At 56.0% G+C, this 20,108-nt stretch carries 20 protein-coding genes, 1 tRNA gene and 1 other RNA gene; 3 read left to right on the top strand and 19 right to left on the bottom strand.

Annotated features, from left to right (window positions below; genetic code table 11):
- Positions 1 to 30: 30 nt before the first annotated feature.
- From H8S34_RS06165 to ffs, 7 genes are all read right to left on the bottom strand, one after another.
- The gene (locus tag H8S34_RS06165; RefSeq protein ID WP_243207930.1) at positions 31 to 1,209 is read right to left on the bottom strand and encodes a BMP family lipoprotein; all 1,179 of its coding nucleotides are present in this window, start codon (positions 1,207 to 1,209) and stop codon (positions 31 to 33) included.
- 228 nt (positions 1,210 to 1,437) lie between these two features.
- Positions 1,438 to 2,085, bottom strand: coding sequence for a deoxyribose-phosphate aldolase (gene deoC / locus H8S34_RS06170; protein WP_101691127.1), 648 nt, complete (start codon positions 2,083 to 2,085; stop codon positions 1,438 to 1,440).
- A gap of 99 nt (positions 2,086 to 2,184) precedes the next feature.
- Entirely contained in the window at positions 2,185 to 3,312 is a 1,128-nt protein-coding gene (locus tag H8S34_RS06175) for a DUF362 domain-containing protein (RefSeq protein WP_186963331.1), read from the bottom strand.
- Positions 3,313 to 3,324: 12 nt separating this feature from the next.
- Positions 3,325 to 4,062 carry a YoaK family protein gene (locus tag H8S34_RS06180; protein WP_235964236.1) on the bottom strand — a complete coding sequence of 246 codons (738 nt, stop codon included), beginning with the start codon at positions 4,060 to 4,062 and terminating at the stop codon, positions 3,325 to 3,327.
- 93 nt (positions 4,063 to 4,155) lie between these two features.
- Positions 4,156 to 4,503 carry a YbaB/EbfC family nucleoid-associated protein gene (locus H8S34_RS06185; RefSeq protein WP_101691124.1) on the bottom strand — a complete coding sequence of 116 codons (348 nt, stop codon included), beginning with the start codon at positions 4,501 to 4,503 and terminating at the stop codon, positions 4,156 to 4,158.
- 45 nt (positions 4,504 to 4,548) lie between these two features.
- Complete coding sequence (gene dnaX, locus H8S34_RS06190) at positions 4,549 to 6,348, bottom strand: DNA polymerase III subunit gamma/tau (protein WP_243207931.1); 1,800 nt, start codon at positions 6,346 to 6,348, stop codon at positions 4,549 to 4,551.
- A gap of 80 nt (positions 6,349 to 6,428) precedes the next feature.
- Positions 6,429 to 6,693: signal recognition particle sRNA large type (ffs, locus tag H8S34_RS06195), an RNA gene on the bottom strand.
- A gap of 326 nt (positions 6,694 to 7,019) precedes the next feature.
- On the opposite strand from ffs, the gene H8S34_RS06200 reads away from it, so the two are divergent.
- Positions 7,020 to 7,095, top strand: a tRNA-Ala gene (locus H8S34_RS06200).
- Positions 7,096 to 7,253: 158 nt separating this feature from the next.
- Here H8S34_RS06200 and H8S34_RS06205 read toward each other — a convergent pair.
- Positions 7,254 to 7,880, bottom strand: a complete 627-nt coding sequence (locus tag H8S34_RS06205) for a GNAT family N-acetyltransferase (RefSeq protein ID WP_186963332.1) — start codon at positions 7,878 to 7,880, stop codon at positions 7,254 to 7,256.
- Positions 7,881 to 7,893: 13 nt separating this feature from the next.
- Entirely contained in the window at positions 7,894 to 8,985 is a 1,092-nt protein-coding gene (gene rsgA, locus H8S34_RS06210; RefSeq protein ID WP_436277848.1) for a ribosome small subunit-dependent GTPase A, read from the bottom strand.
- 363 nt (positions 8,986 to 9,348) lie between these two features.
- Between rsgA and H8S34_RS06215 the strand changes: the two genes are divergently transcribed.
- Together H8S34_RS06215 and H8S34_RS06220 are read left to right on the top strand one after the other, a co-directional pair.
- Entirely contained in the window at positions 9,349 to 9,948 is a 600-nt protein-coding gene (locus tag H8S34_RS06215; RefSeq protein WP_243207932.1) for an alpha/beta hydrolase, read from the top strand.
- 170 nt (positions 9,949 to 10,118) lie between these two features.
- Positions 10,119 to 11,177: a helix-turn-helix domain-containing protein gene (locus H8S34_RS06220; RefSeq protein ID WP_186963333.1), complete on the top strand. Its 1,059-nt coding sequence runs from the start codon at positions 10,119 to 10,121 to the stop codon at positions 11,175 to 11,177.
- A gap of 75 nt (positions 11,178 to 11,252) precedes the next feature.
- On the opposite strand, the gene H8S34_RS06225 is transcribed toward H8S34_RS06220, so the two are convergent.
- The 10 genes from H8S34_RS06225 to H8S34_RS06270 all read right to left on the bottom strand — a co-directional run bounded on the left by H8S34_RS06225 (position 11,253) and on the right by H8S34_RS06270 (position 20,003).
- Positions 11,253 to 12,833, bottom strand: coding sequence for a tyrosine-type recombinase/integrase (locus H8S34_RS06225; RefSeq protein WP_186963334.1), 1,581 nt, complete (start codon positions 12,831 to 12,833; stop codon positions 11,253 to 11,255).
- 4 nt (positions 12,834 to 12,837) lie between these two features.
- The gene (locus H8S34_RS06230; RefSeq protein ID WP_186963335.1) at positions 12,838 to 13,995 is read right to left on the bottom strand and encodes a tyrosine-type recombinase/integrase; all 1,158 of its coding nucleotides are present in this window, start codon (positions 13,993 to 13,995) and stop codon (positions 12,838 to 12,840) included.
- Between the two features lie 4 nt (positions 13,996 to 13,999).
- Positions 14,000 to 14,305, bottom strand: a complete 306-nt coding sequence (locus H8S34_RS06235; protein WP_101691946.1) for a hypothetical protein — start codon at positions 14,303 to 14,305, stop codon at positions 14,000 to 14,002.
- A 137-nt stretch (positions 14,306 to 14,442) separates the two neighbouring features.
- Positions 14,443 to 16,245, bottom strand: coding sequence for a MobP3 family relaxase (gene mobP3 / locus H8S34_RS06240; RefSeq protein ID WP_186963336.1), 1,803 nt, complete (start codon positions 16,243 to 16,245; stop codon positions 14,443 to 14,445).
- Entirely contained in the window at positions 16,242 to 16,652 is a 411-nt protein-coding gene (locus H8S34_RS06245) for a hypothetical protein (protein WP_186963337.1), read from the bottom strand. Before H8S34_RS06245 ends, mobP3 begins: the two co-directional genes overlap by 4 nt.
- Before the next feature lie 306 nt (positions 16,653 to 16,958).
- The gene (locus H8S34_RS06250) at positions 16,959 to 17,375 is read right to left on the bottom strand and encodes a helix-turn-helix domain-containing protein (RefSeq protein WP_243207933.1); all 417 of its coding nucleotides are present in this window, start codon (positions 17,373 to 17,375) and stop codon (positions 16,959 to 16,961) included.
- Positions 17,372 to 17,581 carry a helix-turn-helix transcriptional regulator gene (locus tag H8S34_RS06255; RefSeq protein ID WP_186963339.1) on the bottom strand — a complete coding sequence of 70 codons (210 nt, stop codon included), beginning with the start codon at positions 17,579 to 17,581 and terminating at the stop codon, positions 17,372 to 17,374. The genes H8S34_RS06250 and H8S34_RS06255 overlap by 4 nt, the downstream gene beginning before the upstream one ends.
- A gap of 201 nt (positions 17,582 to 17,782) precedes the next feature.
- Positions 17,783 to 18,490, bottom strand: a complete 708-nt coding sequence (locus tag H8S34_RS06260; RefSeq protein ID WP_101691941.1) for a hypothetical protein — start codon at positions 18,488 to 18,490, stop codon at positions 17,783 to 17,785.
- 77 nt (positions 18,491 to 18,567) lie between these two features.
- Positions 18,568 to 19,023, bottom strand: coding sequence for a hypothetical protein (locus tag H8S34_RS06265; protein ID WP_186963340.1), 456 nt, complete (start codon positions 19,021 to 19,023; stop codon positions 18,568 to 18,570).
- A 32-nt stretch (positions 19,024 to 19,055) separates the two neighbouring features.
- Entirely contained in the window at positions 19,056 to 20,003 is a 948-nt protein-coding gene (locus H8S34_RS06270; protein WP_186963341.1) for a DUF2971 domain-containing protein, read from the bottom strand.
- Positions 20,004 to 20,108 lie beyond the last annotated feature (105 nt).

Raw genomic sequence — 20,108 nt, forward strand, 5'->3', positions numbered from 1 at the left:
CGCCCATTTGCAGGAACAATGGAAGGCCAATTACTCGGCAATGTAGTTCAGAGTCACATTGGCGCAGCCCAGATCGGTGGGGATCTCGGCGTCGGTATCCTTCTTCAGAGTGATCTCACCGGAAGCCAGCTTGCTGAACAGAGTGTCATAGTCCTCCTGAGTGAAGTTGTTCCACTTGGAGGTGGCCATGGGCAGCTCCACGGCGTTGTCAGCAGCACCCAGGGTCAGGTTCTGGCCGCCGGGGAAGCTGTCGTTGTAGTAGTGGTCCAGCATCTGCTCCACAGCAGAGGACAGGCCCTTCATAGCGGAGGAGATAACGGTGTCGGACTCGGAGGACTGATCCACGTCCACGCCGATGACCTTGCCGCTGCTGGCCTCAGCCGCGGCCATGACGGAGTTACCCACGGAGCCGCCGCAGCCAAAGATGACCTCGGTGCCGCTGGTGTACCAGCCGGCGGCCATAGTCTGGGCCTCGGGGGTGGCGGCGAAGTCGCCGGTGTAGTAGTAATTCATGTTGACAGTCTCGCCCAGCTCGGCGGCAGCGGCGTCAGCGCCCTGCACAAAGCCGTAGCCGTAGCGCACCACGGCGGGAACCGCCATGCCGCCCATGAAGCCAAGATTCGTGTAGCCGTCCTTCACCGCGGCGTAACCGGCCAGATAGCCCACCTGCTCCTCGGAGAAGAGAACGCCGACGGTGTTGTCAGCGGTCTTATAGGTAGGATTGGGCTGAACCGCATCATTGGGGTTGCCGTCGATGAGGATGAACTTCACATCGGGATACTGATCCTGTACTTTATACACGGGCTCCTCGAACAGGAAGCCGGGGGTCACGACCACCTTGGCGCCGTCCTTGATGGCCTGCTCCATGGAGGTGACATAGTCGTCGGTGGTGGCGGCGGCGGGCTTATAGTACTTACAGGTCTTGCCGTTCTCGCTGCAGTAGTTCTTGATGCCCTCCCAGGTGCCCTGGTTGAAGGACTTGTCGTTGATGTCGCCCTTATCGGTGATCATGGCGATCTCAAAGCTGCCGTCGGCGGCCAGGATGTTGCCGGCGGAGTCCTCGGTCACGCCGGTGCTGGGCTCGCCGGAGGCCGCAGGGGCGCCGGAGGCGGGAGGAGTGCTGGTCTGCGCAGCGCCGCCGCAGGCGGCCAGGCTGCCGATCATACCGACGGACAGAAGCAGAGCGGTGATTTTATTGAAGTTCTTCAATGTAATCTACCTTCCTTTCATAACTGGATGCACAGACGGGAGCCGCTTGTCGACCCTCGGCGTCTGTCATACGCATGTATTATACAACATGCTTTTACAAAGAGCAACCGCATTTTTCCGTTTTGCAAATAATCTTTAAAAATTTGTTACATAAGTGAAAGGAGACTCTTCAGATCACTCCGAAAAGCCTCCTTTTTCATATAATTTCTTTTCGTCTTTTTTACAAACTTATTTCTTGACCAGCTTGACCAGAGCGCTGGCGCCGATGCGGCTGGCGCCGGCATCGATCATGGCCTGGGCCTCCTCAAAGGAGTGGATGCCGCCGGCCGCCTTGATCTTCACATCGGGTCCGATGTGGGCCTTGAAGAGGGCCACGTCGGCCACAGTGGCGCCGCCGGTGGAGAATCCGGTGGAGGTCTTGATATACTCGGCCCCCGACTCGGTGACCAGCTCACAGAGCTTGATCTTCTCTTCCTCGGTCAGCAGGCAGGCCTCCACGATGACCTTGAGGATGCGGCCCTGGCAGGAGGCCTTGATGGCCTTCATCTCCTCCAGAATGTCGTCCCAGCGGCGGTCCTTCACCCAGCCCAGGTTGACCACCATGTCGATCTCGTCGGCCCCGCTGCGGATGGCGTCCTCGGTCTCAAAGACCTTCACCGCCGTGGTGGAGTACCCGTTGGGGAAACCGATGACGGTGCAGATCTTCAGGTCATTGCCCACATACTCGGCCGCCTGCTTCACATAGGAGGCGGGAATGCACACCGAGGCGCAGTCATAGGCCTTGCCGTCATCACAGATGGTCTTGATCTGCTCCCAGGTGGCCTCCTGCTTGAGGAGGGTGTGGTCACACATGGTAAGGATCTGTTTTACGTCCATATTATACCATTTCCTTTCTAAATCCATGGCTTTTCTCTGTCACAGGTTCACTATATCGTGTGCTCATCCAAAAGTCAATGGACACGCTCACTTCCGGCATTATTTGACACGGATCAGCTCATAGGAGCGGGTGCCCACGCCGATGGCCTCGGCGTGCTCCAGGCAGCTTTTCCAGTTGGTCTCCGGGAAATTATTGGTAAAGTGGTCGTGGTGATCGCAGAAATCGTGGGCGTGCATGTTCTCATCCAGGCGGGAGCCGGGGATGGGCTGCTGCTCCATGCAGGCGTCGGCGCAGGCCTGATCCAGGGCCACCGGGTCGAAGGAGGCGAACATACCCACATCGGGCAGGATGGGCAGGTCGTTCTCGGCGTGGCAGTCGCAGAAGGGAGAGACGTCCACCACCAGGCTGATGTGGAAGTGGGGACGTCCGGCCAGCACCGCCTTGGAGTACTCGGCAATCTTGGCGTTGAGCTCGTCGTTGGCACAGGCGTTGCGGTTGACGATGGCGTCAAAGTTGCAGGCTCCCAGGCAGCGGCCGCAGCCCACGCACTTGTCATGGTCGATGAAGGCCTTCCGGTCCTCCCCGTAGGAGATGGCGTCCTGACCGCACTGCTTGGCGCACTGGCGGCAGCCCACGCACTTGTTGGTCTTCACCTCGGGCTTGCCGGCGTTGTGCTGCTCCATCTTGCCGGCGCGGCTTCCGCAGCCCATACCGATGTTCTTCAGCGCGCCGCCGAAGCCGGTGGCCTCATGGCCCTTGAAATGGCTCAGGGAGATGAACACATCGGCGTCCATGACCGCCCGGCCGATCTTGGCCTTCTTCACATAGGTGCCGCCCTCTACCGGGACCTCCACGTCGTCGGTGCCCTTGAGGCCGTCTCCAATGATGATCTGGCAGCCGGTGCTGAAGGGAGAGAAGCCGTTCTCATAGGCGGCATCCATGTGCTCCAGGGCATTCTTGCGCCGGCCTACATAGAGGGTATTGCAGTCGGTGAGGAAGGGCAGGCCGCCCAGGCTCTTGACCACGTCGGCCACCACCTTGGCGTAGTTGGGACGCAGGAAGGACAGGTTGCCCGGCTCTCCGAAATGGAGTTTGATGGCCACCATCTTCTTCTCAAAATCAATGGTGTCGATCCCGGCGGTGCGGATAAGACGCTCCAGCTTCTGGAGCAGGTTATCCCCGGACTTCGCCCGCAGATCGGTAAAATAGACCTTTGCTTGTTCCATATCCATTTCTCCTTACCTTGTTTTCTCCCGGGACCCTTCCGCCTCCTCGGCGCAGGGGTCCTCCATGTTCCAAAACATCATCAGAAAGGCCGCCAGCAGCAGCACGCAGGCGATCAGTACCGCCCGCTCCGCCAGCAGCGAACTCACCCATGCCCCCAGGGCCGCCCCCAGGATAAAGCACAGGATGATGCCGTAATACTGCCCCGCCTGCCGGCGCTGCTCCGGATTCCCGCTGCGCAGGAACTGATAGAGCCGCTCCGTCCCGCTGCGCAGGTTGCCGGTGCACATGGTGGTGGCAAAGGCGTTTCCGTGGACCTTGCGGAAGCTCTCCACCTGCACAGCGCAGACAAAGGAGACCGACACATTGGCCGCCATGTTCAGGCTCTGGGGCAAAAAGGCCACGACCAGCAGGATGCACAGCTCGGCCAGAACGCTCAGCTGTCTCCAGTGGATACCTCCCCTGTCCCGAAACCGTGCCTTGATGCACTCGGCCACAATGATCCCCGCGGCAAAGGCGGCCACCGGCACCAGATAGGTCAGCGCGGTGTGCCACTCCCCCCGCATGGCGTGTATGCCCAGGAGAACCATGTTTCCGGTCTCTGCATTGGCAAAGACCCCTCCCCGCACGCTGTAAGAATAGGCGTCCAGGAAGCCGCCCGCCAGCGCCAGGACGGCGCCCAGCCGGAAGGTCTCCGACATCTGTTTTCGTTTGATTGCCTGCAATGCCTCCACCTCTTTTGATGATACCATAACTTGCCGCCCGGCACAAACGAAACTTGCCGCCCGACGGCCCTTCCACGCAAAAAGGGCAGGCCTGGCGGCCCGCCCTCTCTCTGCACGACCTTAGAACGGCAGTCCCAGACCGCCGGTAATGCTCTGCATGGACGCGGCCATATCCTGCTCCGCGGTGCGCAGAGCTTCGTTCACCGCCGCCACAATCAGATCCTGGAGCATCTCCACATCCTCGGGATCCACTGCCTCGGGATCCACAGTCAGGCTCTTGAGCACCCGCTTGCCGGTGACCACAGCCTCCACCACGCCGCCGCCGGCCTGAGCGGAGTACTCCTTCTCCTCCAGCTCAGCCTGCATGCGCTGCATGTCCTGCTGCATCTTCTGGGCCTGCTTGATCATATTCATGTTGATGCCGCCCATACCGCCCATACCGGGACGGCCGCCAAATCCTTTTGCCATCGTTGTTTCCTCCTTGTCATTCCGCCCTCGGCGGAATGGATTCTTTTATTCTTTGATGATAATGGAATCAAACTGCTGCCCCAGGGCCAGCAGGTCCTCCAGATTGTCGTGCTCCGGTGCGGATGCCGTTGGAGCGGGCGCCGGCGGAACGCCCACCGACACCGCGCAGCGGACCGGCTGTCCCACAATGGCCCCGGCCGCCGCCGCCACCGCCCGGAGGGTGGCAGCCTTGCCCACCATCACCCGGGTAAAGTCGGAGTCCACCCAGAGGGTGAGCAGATCGCCCTCCAGCCGTCCCTGCACCTGGGCGGGATTGCTGAGGAAGGGGTAGTCGCTCATGGGCACCTTGCCCCGCACCGCGCCCACCACAGCCGGCCAGAGATCAGCAGAATGCCCCGCCGCCTTGCTGCCCGCTCCAGCGGGAGAAGCAGGGGCCGCAGGCCGGCGCCGGACTGCCGGGCGCTCGGCCGCCGGGGACGGCGGCTCGGGTACGGGGAAGACCGGCTCTCCCGGCTCCTCGGGCAGCGGGGGACGCTCCTCCTCCCAGGGGGGCAGATCCTCCCCGGAGGGCTGAGACTGCGGCTGCGTTTGGGGCTGCGGCTCCACCGCTTTGGCCTGGACCGGAGCGGCCGCAGGCTGCGCCGGAGCGGGCTGGGCCTGGAAGGTCCCGCCCTGGGCCAAGCGCTCCTCCAGACGGGCCAGACGGGCACTCAAGCCCGCCGGGCTGCTGTCCAGCGTGGTGTCGCACAGCCGGATGAGGCACAGCTCCGCATCGGTACGCCGGTTTCCGCTGCGGGAGAGATCGGCGGCCGTCTGCTGCATGAGGCTCAGCATCTGCATCAGACGCTGGGGCTCCAGCTGGTTGGAGAGCTTGCGCATGGTGGTCTCATCGTATCCGCCAGTGAGCAGGGCTGCGCCGCCCTGGGGGGCCGTCTTGCGCACCAACAGGTCCCGCGCCAGACCGGCCAGCTCTCCCAGCAGGCTCCCCACATCCTTTCCCGCTCCATAGAGCCGCCCCAGGGTCTCCAGTGCGGCTGCGGTGTTGCCCTGAGCGATGTGGTCCATGAGGGCGGCAGTCTCCAAATTACCGGCCAGTCCCAGGGCGGAGAGGACCTCCGCCTCCCCGATCACGCCGCTGGGATTGACGCACTGATCCAGCAGGGAGAGTGCATCCCGCAGGCCGCCGTCCGCCAGCCGGGCCAGGAGGGCAGCTCCCTCAGGGGCCAGCTGGATGCCCTCCTCCCCCGCCACGTAGCTCAGGCGCTGGGCGATGTCCCCCGCCAGGATCCGCTTGAAAGAGAACTGCTGGCAGCGGGACTTGATGGTGGCGGGCACCTTGTGGAGTTCAGTGGTGGCCAGAATGAACATCAGGTGAGCGGGCGGCTCCTCCAAAATCTTCAGCAGGGCGTTGAAGGCAGCCGTGGAGAGCATGTGGACCTCGTCCACGATATACACCCGCTTGCGCACGGCGGCGGGGGTGTAGACCGCCTCATCCCGCAGGGCGCGGACCTGATCCACGCCGTTGTTGGAGGCCGCATCCAGCTCCAGCACGTCCAGAATGGAGCCGTTCTCGATCCCCAGGCAGGAGGGACACTGGTTGCAGGGGTTTCCGTTGACCGGGTGCTCACAGTTCACCGCCCGGGCCAGAATCTTGGCACAGGTGGTCTTGCCGGTCCCTCTGGTGCCCGTGAAGAGATAGGCGTGAGAGAGCCGTCCCGACGCCACCTGGCGCTTGAGGGTATCGGTAATATGGCTCTGCCCCACCACATCGTCAAAGGTCCGTGGTCTCCATTTGCGGTAGAGTGCCTGATACATGCCTGTCACCTCGCCAAAAATTCGGTCCATGTGAAAAGGAGCGGAGGATGCGGGTATTGACCCGTCGCCCCGCTCCTCTTCCATGCCCATATGCCCGGCACATGGCAAGACCGCACACCGACCTTTGAAGTTTCCGTTCTGTCCGTTACCCTGGCAGCCGGCTCAGGAGCGGGAGTCCCGCGGCACACGGCGCATTCCGCTTAGTGCTGCTTGGTTCCCCACCTGACACGGTTCACGGGGCCCCGTTGCGCGGGACCGATCCATCATCGCTGCTTACCTGGGTCAGACGACACAACGAAAATCCGGGGGCCGGGATTCATCCCTGCTGTAGCGGATTGCAGGTACAGGGCACCGCTATCTCCCCAACTAGTGCGGCCTTGCCGTAGGCCGGGCAATGGACGCCCGTGCATTCGGAAAGCTCGTATTTGTTATCATACATCATTTCCCCCAAATTAGCAATATCGCTTTTTTATTTTTTTCAAAAAACTCTTTACATTTCGAAAATTCATGCTATAATATTTCATGGTCATGGGCCTGTAGCGCAGCTGGGAGCGCACTACATTCGCATCCATATGAAACCTCATCCCACGGCTCGGGTTCCCTTCCAATTCAGCAGTCCAATTTCCCGGACTTACCCCTCAAAATTAAATATCTCAAAAATCCGTTTTTCATAACTTTTTTGATTGAAAAATGGTCAATATGGGCCTGTAGCGCAGTTGGGAGCGCATCACATTCGCATTGTGGGGGTCGTCGGTTCGAATCCGATCAGGTCCACCAAAACTGGAAATCGCCGCAGTGAAAACTGCGGCGATTTCTCATTTGACCACAGAAATACCACAGACGGATTTCTGCTTTGACCACTTGGCGGGCACTCCCGAGAGGGGGTGCCCGCCTTTTTTGTTTTCTACGGCGCAGAATTTGAGGGGCTTCTTCCCTCAAAACAGCTGCCCTGGCAGCTTCAATTTTTCCTTGGGTGGGAAGCTGCAATCAAATTCCTCCGCCGCGGACTCGTCCACATAGTAGCCCTTTGGCGTGTGGTAGACGCCAGTGATACCGTCCAGAAAACCGGGCTGGAGTTCTTTTAGCAGAACATAGGGGACAATCTCCTGTTCCGGTTCCCCGTGGTAGCGGATGCCTTTCGTCCCAGCCACCACAAAGCCGGACTTCCCGTAGAAGTCGATGTTGCCCTCAATGCACAGAGCCCCGGCACCCAGTTCCTCGGCCAACTCCATGGAATAGTCCAGCAGATACTTGCCCAGGCCTTGCCGCTGCAGGTCGGGCCGGATGCTTATGGGGCCAAAGGTCATCATGGGGATCTCCCGGCCGTCGTCGGCCACGATCTTAGCCCGCATATATAGCACATGGCCTATGAGCTCCCCGTCCCGTTCCATGACCAGGTCCAGCTCCGGTACAAAGTCCGGATCCTCACGCAGCACATGGACCACATAGTGCTCCAGGCAGCCAGGGCGGTACACATTCCAAAAGGCTTCCCGGGTCAAATGTTCTACCGCAGCGTGGTCTATCTGCGTTTCCCGGCGGATGATGATATTCTCTTGCTTCATACGTTTGTCCTCCTTACATCTCTCCGCCGGGGAATTTGCCATGCTTGCGCTGATTGTGTTCTTTAGCAAACCGCCGGGCCTGCTTTATGCCGCCCACTTCCCTGAACATACGCTCCGCCTTTTTGACCTCAACTTCCTTGCTGCTCAGTCCGTCATAACCGCTCTCATGCTCCAGTTTGCGATAGCTGTCCAGCCGTCTCTGATCCAACCGTCCCTGTTCCACCGCTGCCAGGACAGCACACCCCGGTTCGTTGGTATGGGTGCAGTCCCGAAACCTGCAATGTTGGGCCAAGTCCTCGATCTCCCCAAAGGCATGGGAGAGGTCCGCGCTCTCAGCCCCCATCTCCCGCATACCGGGTGTGTCGATCACCACGCCGCCTAACGGGCAGGGAAACATTTCTCGCCCGGTGGTGGTGTGCCGTCCTTTGTCTCCCTTGCCGATCTCCTGAGTGGAAATAGCCTGCGCGCCCAGCAGGCAGTTAATGAGGGTGGATTTTCCCACACCGGAGGAGCCGATAAACGTACAGGTCTGTCCTTTGGCAAAATAGGGCGCAAATTTGTCGCGGATATCCTCATCAAACATGGACAGCGTCAGAATATCCAAAAAACAGGAGATGGCCTCCACCTGAGAAACCGCCTGTGCAATGTCCTCACACAAATCCGCCTTGGTCAATACAATGACCGGCGTTGCCCCACTGTCCCACGCAATGGATAAATACCGCTCCATACGGTTCAGGCTGAAATTCTGGTTGAGGGACATGCACAAAAAGACCACATCCACATTGGATGCCACAGGCTGAGCCTGACCGGACACGCCAACTGCTCTTCGGACAAACAGGCTTCGTCTCCGCAGCACCCGGTGGATGACCGCCAGTCCACCCTCCACCGTCACCATGACATAGTCGCCAACAGTGGGGTATTGGGCCAGTTCCTCTGTCTCATACCGAAGTTTGCCGGATACCTCCGCCAGCAGTTCCGCCTGCTCGGTCACGATCTTATACTTCCCCCGGTACTGGGCAACCACTCTGGCCAGTGTCTCTTCCGGATATAAAGTAGCTTCGGCCAAAAAGCGTTCGGAAACGCCATACCTTTTCAGTTGATGCAATGTAATAACCTCCATTTTGATCGTCTTCACATATCCAGACGGAAGGAGGTCTGTACCGATTACTTCGTCACACCTCCTTCCATTCTTACAATCTCCATTTTCTTTGTGTTCATCATAAAAACACACCCCTTTCTTCTATAATCGCTTAATTATAGCATAGATTTGTTCCAACGGGAAGATACCGTCTGCCAAACAGGCTTTTCATGTACATTCCGCATGAGCTCTGCTATACTTATTGCGTATTTAGATACTTCCACCGAAAGGGATACAGCGATGAAAACACAACAGTTTCTAATCGGCCAGATTCCGGCCGTTTTATATGGCGAACACGCGAAGCGGCTGTGGCTATTTCTCCATGGGCAGATGGGGTACAAGGAGGAGGCAGAGGCCTTTGCCAAAATTGTCTGCCCGAAAGGCGCTCAGGTTCTGAGCATGGATCTTCCAGGACACGGAGCCCGTCAGGGGCGAAACGAGGAACTGAACCCCTGGACGGTGGTACCGGAACTGCAGGCGGTGATGGATTGGGCCCGAGTCCGCTGGGACTCCATCTCCCTCCGTGCCAACAGCATCGGCGCTTACTTTGCCATGCTCGCTTTTGACGCACCCGATAAGGCCTTGCTGGTGTCTCCCATTCTGGACATGGAGCGCCTGATCCTGGATATGATGGGCTGGGCCAATGTGACGGAGCGGGAGCTTTCAGAGAAGGGAGAAATTGCCACCTCTTTTGGACAGACGCTGTCATGGGCGTATCTCTGCTATGTGCGGAAGCATCCTGTCCATGACTGGCAGTGCCCTATCTGTATTCTGTATGCCGGTCAGGACAACATGACTTCCCGACAAACCGTGGAGGAATTTACCCTGCAACATGGGGCGCAGCTTACGATCATGGACAACGTGGAGCATTGGTTCCATACGCCGGAGCAGCGAAAGGTTCTGCAAGCATGGGAATCTTCCCACACTTGAACATGCCTTGTCTACCATCTATCGTCACCAAATAAGAATTACCCGCCCCAGGTTTTGAGAGGTGTGATTTAACCTGTGGTTTCTTTTTCTATCCTTTTGTTTAACAACCACGCCATTGCTCCGTTTCCCTCGTTCTGTTATCATGGAGGCACCAGAACCGGAGGTGGCGTATGAAAATCGGTACAATCATTCGCGAAAAACGCAAGGAGCTCTCCCTGACTCAGGAGCAGCTGGCAGACCTGCTGGGGGTGTCGGCTCCGGCAGTCCACAAGTGGGAGAAAGGAACCACATACCCAGACATCACCACCCTGCCCGCTCTGGCCCGGGTGCTGCATACCGACCTTAACACCCTGCTGTCCTTTCAGGAGGACCTGACTGCCGAGGAGATTGCCCATTTCACAGACGATTTGGACCGGTTGGTCCGTGAGGAGGGGTATGAAGCCGCCTTTCAGAGAGGGATGGATGAGATCCATCAGTACCCCAACTGTGAGGCTTTGATTTATTCGGTAGTTTTCTATCTGGACGGGGCCCGCTTTCTCTACGGCCTTCCAAACCCGGACGACTATACTGATCGGCTGATGCCCTTTTATGACACCATGTCCCACAGTCAGACGCCGGAGATCCGGGATGCCGCTCTGTCCATGTGCATCGCCTATCACCGCAACCGGAAAGACTTTGTCCGGGCGGAGGAACTCATCAACACGATTCCATCCACACACATTGATAAGGAGGAACAGCTGGCCTCGCTCTACACCCAGCAGGAAAAGCGGGAGGATGCCCAGCGACTCTGGGAGCATCGAATTTTACAGAGCGCCACGGAGCTTCAGACGGCGTTGATTCATCTGATGGAGATTGCGGAAAAAGAGGACCGCCCGCAGGACGCCCAGTTCTGCGCGGACACCTATCAGCAGGTCTCAAGCCTGCTCCATGTGACGAAGTGGATCCCCTACACCGCCAAATTCCAGTTGGCCTCCCTCCGTCAGGACAGGGCCGCTTGTCTGTCCGCTCTCCGCAACATTCTGCCCGTGCTGAAGGAACCCTGGACTCCGCAGACATGCCCCCTTTACCGCCACATGGGAGACGGGGACCTGACCGCCCTGGCTCAATCCCTCTACGACCGGATCATAGAGGACCTGGAGCACAGCGAGGAATTTGCCTTCTTCCGGGGCAGCCCGGAATATGAACAGCTGCGCCCCCTCTTAAATGAGATGTCCGACTCAGGCAAATAGATTTCATACCAGTCCCATTAAAAACCGAGAGGGCTACGCTTGTTTCAGGCGCAGCTCTCTCGGTTTTCTTCCATGTCATCCTTGCCGTTGAAATTCCTCCCGGATTTCGTCATAATACCGCTGCACCGTGGAGCGGTCCATCTGCAACTCCCTGGCAATCAAGGACTTGCTGGACACACCGGGGTGCTCTCGCAGGTAGGCGGCGATGGCCTTCTTTTTGGGACTCACCCCGTCGGGGTATTCCGTACTTGCGCCGGAGCGGAGAGCGGCGATCTCCGCCTTCATCTCCAGGATCAGCACCTTCAACTTCTCCTCGCACTCCGCACGGGTCTTGGCATAGACATTTCGGGAGTGTTTTTTGCCGTCCGGCCACACCGGGGAATAGCGGCCCTCCCAGAGATATTCCCGCAGTTGGCTGACGCAGCCGGTTCCCGGCCTGCGCCGGGGCGGTTCAATCGGCACAAAGTCCTGCTTTGGGGGTTCGTCTGTCTGTTCCGGCATGAGACCCACTTCCGCCTTGGCGATACCCTGGTCGATGTTCAGCGCCGCTTTCCTCCGCATCTCATCGGTGATGTGGGTATAAGTGTTCAGCGTGGTCGCTGACGAAACATGGCCAATGATGGTGGAGAGGGTCTTTACATCCATCCCATTTTCCAGGGACAGGGTGGCAAATGTATGGCGTAAATCATGAAATCTTACACGCTTACACCCTGCACGCTCCAAAATCACTTGGAGTCTCTTTCGGACATAGCCGGGGTCGATGGGTTGCTCCGGCTTGATTCGTGAGGGAAACATCAATTCAGAGAACACACCCTTTTTGTACTCAGCCAGCAGCTCCACCATGGCGGGCGGCAGGATGATGGTGCGGTTGGCCGCTTTGGTTTTGGGCTCATTGAGGATCAGCTTTCCACTTACGGGATAGATCTGCTTGTCGATACGCAGCTTCCCGGTGGCAAAGTCCAGATCATCCCATCGGAGGGCCAGCAGTTCACCCCGGCGCATACCAGTTGTCAGCTCCAGCAGGAAGAGCTCATACATCCCCTCCGCCTTGGCCTGGATGAGGAATCGCTGGATCTCCTCTTGGGTCAGAATTTTCATCTCCTTACCCTTCATCGGTGGGAGTTTACAGCCCACCGCCGGGTTGGTGTGGATCAGTTTCTCTTCCACCGCCTTGTCCAGAGCCATCTGGCAGACCGCGTGGCAGCTGCGCACTGAGCGGTCTGCCATGCCGGGGCCTCTGCGTTCCACATTTACTTTCCGCCCACTCTCTTTCATGCGCCGGAAAAACTGCTGCAGCTCCGCCTGGGTCAACTGATTCAGCGGGATCTCGCCTACTCCTGGGATCAGGTGATGGTAGATCCAGCTCTCGTAGTTGAGCTGGGTGCTTGGCCGGAGCCTGGGCTTGGAGTAGTTCTGGTACCAGTAGTCCAGCCAGTCCCGAACAAGCATATCGGACCGCACCTGGACGGGTCGCACCACCTGGCAACTACTTTTCAGGGCCTCCAACTTTTCAATGCATTCCTTTTTGGTTTTTGCCAGTACATTTTTTGTCTTGGGATTGCCCGCCTCATCGTAGCCCACCACCACGCGGCCTTCCCAGCGGCCGTCCTTCCGCAGGCGGACCGTGCCTTCCCCCTTCTTTCTCTTGCCCGCCATGCTCTCACCTCACCATAATATTTTCCATGAAGCCGCCCACGATCTCACTGGCCCGCTTCTGCATATCGCCGGTCACATGGGTGTAGGTATCGAGGGTGAACGACGCCTGAGTATGGCCCAGGATTCCCGAGAGGGTCTTGGCATCCACTCCGCTGGCCAGGGCGTGGGTGGCGAAAGTATGCCGGAGATCATGAAAGCGGATGCTGGGCAGCCCTGCCCGTTTCAACAGCATTTTTAAGTGATTGTAGGCGGTGCTGGGACTGACGGGCTGCTCCGGTCGGAGCGGATTTGGGAAGATCCACTGGGAGTAGGAGTGCTTCTTCCGCTGGGCCAACAGTTGGGCGGTGCTGGGCGGCAGGGTGATGGTCCGTTTTCCTGTGCCCGTCTTGGTCTCCCCTGTGACCACCCTGCCCCCTTTCTGGATGTGGAGCGTCCTTCGGACGGAGAGGGTGCCATGGGCCTCGTCGAAGTCACTCCACATAAGTCCGCAGATCTCACCCTGCCGCAGTCCGGTGGTCAACTCAGTGTAGAAGAAGTCGTGCCAGACACTGTCCGCCCGGATCACCTCCAGGAAGCGCTCCAGCTGAGCGTCGTTGAGGATCTGCTTGGGAGCCGTTTTCTTCTTGGGCAGGGTGATGCCCTCGGTGGGGTTTCGGGCGATAAGGTTTTCCCGCACCGCCGTCTCCATGGCCTGGTGGAATACCCCGTGGATGCGGCGGATGGTCGCGCCGGACAACTGGTATCCGTACTCTGGGTGGAGTTCCTTCCGCCCATTTTTCTGGAGTTCCCGGTACAGCTTCTGGACATCCTCTCGGGTGACCTTCCCCACCGGCTTGTCTCCCAGGTAGGGCTTGATGTTGCGCTCGACATATCCCCGGTAGCCTTCCAGAGTGGAGGGTCGCACCGAGGGGGCAGCGTACTCCTCCAGCCAGCGGTCCAGCCACTGGCCCAGGGGCATTTTACTGTTCTCGTTCAGGTCCACATCCCGGTATTCCTCGATATTCTGATGGAGCTTTTTCAACAGCTCCTTCTGCGTCTTGGCGGATAGATATCGGAAGATGAGCTCGCCGCTTTCCTTGTGGCCGACGACGATGCGCCCTTCCCAGCGGCCGTCCTCCCGCTTGCGAACCATGCCGTCCCCAGATGGTCTGCGCTTTCCCACGTGCTCACTCCTCCTTTCCTATTTGACGGCAGACGTGCTCTGTCTCCTCCTCATCGAAGGAATACAGACCATCCACCTCCAGCTCTTTGCTCAGTCCCCAGGCCAGTTTGAATCCGGCCGTAAAGCTGGCCAGGGAAGTTTCCTCCCGCAGGAGGTTCTGGGTGTCCACCAGGTGCATGAGCCTGCGGCGCTGCATCTTATCTAAGAAGTCTCGGACCTCCTGGCGGGTGTTCTCAATGTCCTCTTCCAACTCACTGAAATCCGGCTCCCGGTAGAACCGCTGGTGCAGGGCTCTCATGTAATCGTTCATGTGTACCGCCTCCTTGCAGCGACACACAATACCACAAGGTTTGGTCAATAGCCATCCCAATCCCAGCAAGTTATCAATTTGTTATCAATTGCCCAGCGCTTATTTTTGTTTATGCGGCGCAAGTTTAGGAGGGAGCGTCACATCCCACCCATGGTCATGCCACCCATGTTCTGCTCCTCCTCATGATCATCCGGCTTGTGGCCCATGGCGATCTTCTTCTGACGGATCTTCTGGCGCAGTTTGCGATCCGCCCTCTGACTGCCCGGCGGGCAGGGCGGAATGGAGTTGTCCTGAAAGATCCGGCCCATGTGGTGGAGCAGTTTGGTGGCAGAGAGGAGCACATTGGGACTATAGTTATCATTGAAGTGATCCAGAAAGAACTGGGCGTACTCATTTCCCTGTGATGCAGATTCCCAGAACCAGCGGTACGCTTGCTCTCGATCCCGGGCCACATCCTTGCCGGTGAGGTACAGCTTGCCCAGGGTGTACTGAGCATACTGGTTGCCCTCTTGAGCGGCATCGCTCAGATACTCTACCGCCTTGGCTACATTCTTCGGGACATCCGTTCCCTCCAGATACATTCTCCCTAGCCGATAGGCGGCCCAGAGATTGCCTTGTGCCGCCGCTTTCTCATACCAGGACACCGCCTCCTCCATCCGCTTTTGACTTTGCAGCAGTTTGCCAAGAGCGTATTGAGAGAAGTCATGACCCACTTCAGCGGCACGGCGGAACCACAGCTCCGCCTGTTCGTCATCCGGCAGCACACCCATACCATCCCGCCAGCATTTGCCCAACAGGTGAGCGGCCACGGTGAAGCCAGCGTCCCAGAGTTGTTCCAGCATCCACACCTGCTCCGCCTTTTCCGCTTCTGTGTTTTCATATACCGTGAGGATTTCTTTCGCGTTCTGGTAGGCCTCTGCCATCTCCCAGAGGGAGGACCAAGCATAGTACACCTCCTCCTGATCTTCATTCACTTCGTCTTTCATGGTCATATCTTCGAAGGTGAAGGTACCCAGGCGCAGTTCCTCTGCTTCATGTATGACCATGTTCTTGATGGCTTTAAATTCTTGTTGCTGTGACAAGGGTTTGTGTTCTCTTGGCGTGTCTTTGTAGTACCGCTCCAACTCATCCCGCAGCCGGTTCCATTGTTCATAGCACTCCGCCACCTCCGGGAGCCTGGCCAGCTCATCCACGATGGCATCCACCTGCGCCTTTACTGGTTTTTTCAGATAGCCATACACCTTTTTACCTTTGACCTCCGCCAGCATTCCGGCCAGCGTTTCCATCTGACCAGCGATGATAGGACTGTCGCAGAGTCCGGACTTCATCTCCCGGATGAGACGGCCCATGGCTTCCATTGCCGCGTCCCGCACCTCTTGGTAGGACAGATCTTTCTCTTGATAGATGGACAACAGCTCGTCCTGGAAAATATCGTTGGACAGCTGGGAGCGCATCTGCTCGATGCCTTTCTCGGTAAGATAGCCCTGCTTGGGATCGGCACACCATGCCATCATGTGAATGTGCGGATGATGCTTTTCATCGTGGAAGGCAGCGCACCACCGAAAGTTGCTGGGTGGAATTTTCATCGCTGTCGCCAGTTCTGTCTGATGGGCCAGCAGCAATCTGCGCCAACTCTCGCCGTTTTCGCAGCCCAGCCGTGCGGCATCCTCCCGCTTCAGCGAATAGATGAAGGTCCACACCGGACCGGCGTGTGCGTTGATCTCCTCCATGGTTTGCTCCAGATCAGCAGCACCGTCTGCAGAGAACAGACCGTGAGAGCGGGGACGCTCGGCCATGTACTCCAGGTATCCGCTGCACTCATGGGAGGGATATTGCGCATCCATGAGCTCCACACCCTCCCGAGTGGCGATGTACTCAGCATAGTGTCCGCCGCCGTTTCCCGGCTTGATGTAGCCGGACTTTTGGATAAGACCCTTCATTCCTCAATCCTCTTCTGAAACCGAAACGCATCCTGGAAGTCAATTTCCCCGTTCGTCTCTTTCACATTTTTCACGCAGCGCACCCGAAGTTTTTGCAGCGTATCCAGGCCGACATTGATATCGCTGGCAAGTAGATTCGCCATCATATCCTGGTCCACTGCCTGCTTGAAGAGCAGATGCCCCATGCGTTTTCCGAAGGCACCCAACTTGCCTTCCAGCACATCAGAGAGAATACGGGGCAGATATTCCTCCGCGTGTTTTGTGTCCAAATAGCCGGAATAGAATCGGACAGCCTTCTCAATGTACTCGCTCTGGCTTTTGCAGTTATCCTGTTTATAGTGAGCTTCCACTTCTTTTTTAGCCTCTGGCGTAATCCAGAGGGCAAATTTCTCTTTCCCGATAACCATGCTTTGAAACCTCCTTTTTTCGTAGGAACGCCCTGAATTTTCTTGTGATTCGTGGGTTTTGTACCGGGAGAACCCCCTAATGAGGAAATTTTTGTTTTTGGAACGCCCTCGCCCATCCCCCGAAACTGCCCGCACTGCGGGCAGTTGTGTCTCTGCCGAGGGGCACATGACCCCGGCAGTTTCTCCTGCTCTTCGTCCCCCTCGTGGCCCCGTCCCGAAGCCTCGCCCGAAATCGGGCCAAATCCGCCTTGAAAGCCTCAGGTGGACAGGGACGCTGCCCTGCCTCGAAGGAGGGCACACAGCGCCTCACACAGGGGCACACGGGGTGTTTTGGGTTTGCTGCTTAAGGAGTTCTTGTACCCGCTGCCGCTCTGTTGTCAGTTCCAGTTCTGCTAACTTTTCCTCGTAGTGTCGGGCGATCACATTCTGAGGCGGCAGCAGAGTGAACTGCAAAGTCCCGTTGCGTGTCACACCAGCCTTGGTCGTTACCTTGGTAGGCTCCACCGCGATGAGCCTACGCTCCTCCAGCTTTTTCACATATCGGCTCACGGTGTTTTCACACATACCGACTGCCTCCCCGATGGTCTTATAGCTGGGCCAGCACTGATGCGTCTTTTGATTTTCGCACCGGCGCAGATAGCAGTACACTGCCAGTTCGCCGGGGCTGAGGCCCAAGAGGAAAATCTCATTGGGCAGAGAGAAAAAGTTTCCAATGTACTTCATCCCGCACCTCCCGTATGCTCCTCCACCCATTGAATGAACTTTTCTTTTGGCACCACCATGCGGCTGCCCACACGCAGTACCGGGAAGTCCGGTTGGTGCATGAGTTCATACCCACTGGACGGCGATACGCCCAGCACCTTTGCCACCAATTCCGAATTGAGAAACAGCGGCAGTTCGTCGTAGCTTTTGTAGATAGATTCTTTCATGTTGACCATCTCCTTTTCAAAACTCCCTCTACTTCTTTAGCCAAGAACATTTGCGTGTGACATAGATTTGACATAGTTTTTGGATGGCGTCCGAGTTACCTCTCTACTTGTATTGGGGAAATTACATCCTATTGACATACAATTGACAGAAAAAACGGAGCGTCTGCTTTATCGCAGACGCTCCGTTTGAGGTTGGATTATTTACTTTTGTGCTGGTTTCAGCAGCCGGCATGTTCCCTCCGCCTCGTCCCGCTCTTTCAGCAGAGAGGCCAGGGCAGAGAAGAATTTCTTTTGCTGATAGTCCACGCTGCCACGGTTCAGTTGATGGGCTTCCGCATACTTGCGAATGGACAGGCCATCCACGAACCGCTCCTGGAAATAGCCCTGGTATGTAACCAGCACCGTTTTCAGGACATTGTCCAGAAACTGCAGGTCCTCTTTCAGTTTGGCGAAGTCACTTTTATTGATGGCAACGAATCTCTTTTCCTTTACGCAGAGGCGATATTTGTTCCGGTCGAAGTTGTAGTGCTCACAAAGATCTTTTGCGTATGCGTAGTAGGTAAGAGACTGCTGGTACTCGCGGGAGTCGTATACTTCATCCGGCTGTGGTTGCTGCCGTTTACGAACCGGTCCCCGGAAGCCTTCTTCCTCCAGCCGCTCTATGGCTTCCCCTGAGATCTTCATATTGAGCATTCGCTTATACTTAGCTTTCCGCTCGCCGTTCACTTCAATAAAAGCGCAGAAGGACTTTTTGCTGGAGGTGTAGTATCTGGGGACGGTTGCAAAGGGGTAGGTGGTCCAGATGACCCGCTCTTCGCCAGTGTCGGCGTCGGTGGCCAGAGAGATTACATAGACCACCTTGCCGTCATACCGACGGTAGTACCCAGCGCTAATCCGTCTGCCCGCCATCGCCGCACCTCCTCGCTTTTCTGTTTTCAATATAGCGGAATACAGGACTGCTGTAAGTAGCGGAGGCATTTATTGTTTTATTCCTCCGCAAAACTTTCAAGGTTTTGCGTGAGCGTTTCTTCATTTTGGTGTGCCTGTATTTTAAGTCGTTCCAACAATTCTGATTTATGTACGGTTGGCAGCTGCCTGTATAATTTTCTCAGGTCATGTGTTGTCTCAAAAGATTTGGTTTCTCGGAATGTAAGAAACTTCAAAGCCAGCTCTGCCGCCAATGCGCCGTTCACAATCCAAGGGAACAGCAAAATAGGGTGCTTTTCATGCTCCTCTAAATATTGTTCCATTATCTCTTTTTGCTGTTCCTCATTTTCGGTGAGTTCGGGCATGCGGTTGTATGGTTCCAGCAGATTATATGTGTAGTAAAAGCTCTTGCAATCTACAAGGATCAGATGTGATGTTTGAGCATCACATTTATCCCTGTCAGGACAACCAATACATTCCGCTTTTGATTTCGGGTAATATTCAAATCTCCCCATCTCCTCACCCCGCTTGAAATGTTGGTATGCGTTTAATACCTTATCGGAACTTCTGAATGTGTAACATCTACTGAATATCGATTTCTCCATATCACATCCTTGATAATTTCAGTTTGATTCTTCTTTTGCTTTTCATTCCATTGCTGCGGCCCAAACATAATTGAAGTCATACAATTTTTATCTATCTTCATTTCTATGTATGGAATAATGTACATTCCGTTTGCTCTATATTTGATGTCCATAGGTGGTTTTTTTATTGAAGTTCCTTTTGCCACACTGATAATCACACGCACTTCTTTTTCATGTTCAAAGTATTTACTTTTGAATAAGAGTCGCCACATTGCCAGCTGATTGGAAATGGCATATCTAACAGAAGTATCATGTTTAGGATCATATTTTGAAAGCACCGCTTGCATAAAAGATTTGACCAGATTCTTTTGCTCCACTTCATCGTAAATTACAGGATATATCTTGCTGCTTACTTCAAGATCTTGATAATTATGCAACAAGGAATCCTTTAATTTATCTATATCCACCCCAATGTTATACCCTTCATAGGCGTTTCCTTTTGCATAGTAATTCCACATTGGAAGTGAGTCTGGACTTTTTGAAAAGCAGCAAATGAAGTCCTCGCATTCTGGACGAATCGTTTTTATTTTTCCATCGACCTTAGATTGCATTAAAAGCGTTCTCGTTGGTAGGATAGTGTTCAGGCCAATACTCTCTGCACCATCAATCTCTGCACATACTTTCTTGTATATGTCAACCGCCACTTTCCCTTCCAAAGAATCATTCTGAGCGTCACAACGGCTTGCCCATAACGTCATTGCTTTCGGATCACCAAATAAAATCGATGTTAGTCCAACTGGCGAAGTATAATGGTACAACTTACCTCGGTATTGTGCGGGCATAAATTTCTCATGAAATGCTACTTGAGAAGAGGCTCCTAAATTGGCATAGAACTCATCCAATAAACTCATAATTTTTCCTCATTTGTGATGTATATCTTCGCAATTTGATTACAGTAAAAATCTTCAAATTTATAGTTCAAGTATAGCATGAAAAGGCTGACTTTCAAATATTCA

The sequence above is a fragment of the Pseudoflavonifractor hominis genome, from assembly GCF_014288125.1.
Classification (GTDB): domain Bacteria; phylum Bacillota; class Clostridia; order Oscillospirales; family Oscillospiraceae; genus Pseudoflavonifractor_A; species Pseudoflavonifractor_A gallinarum.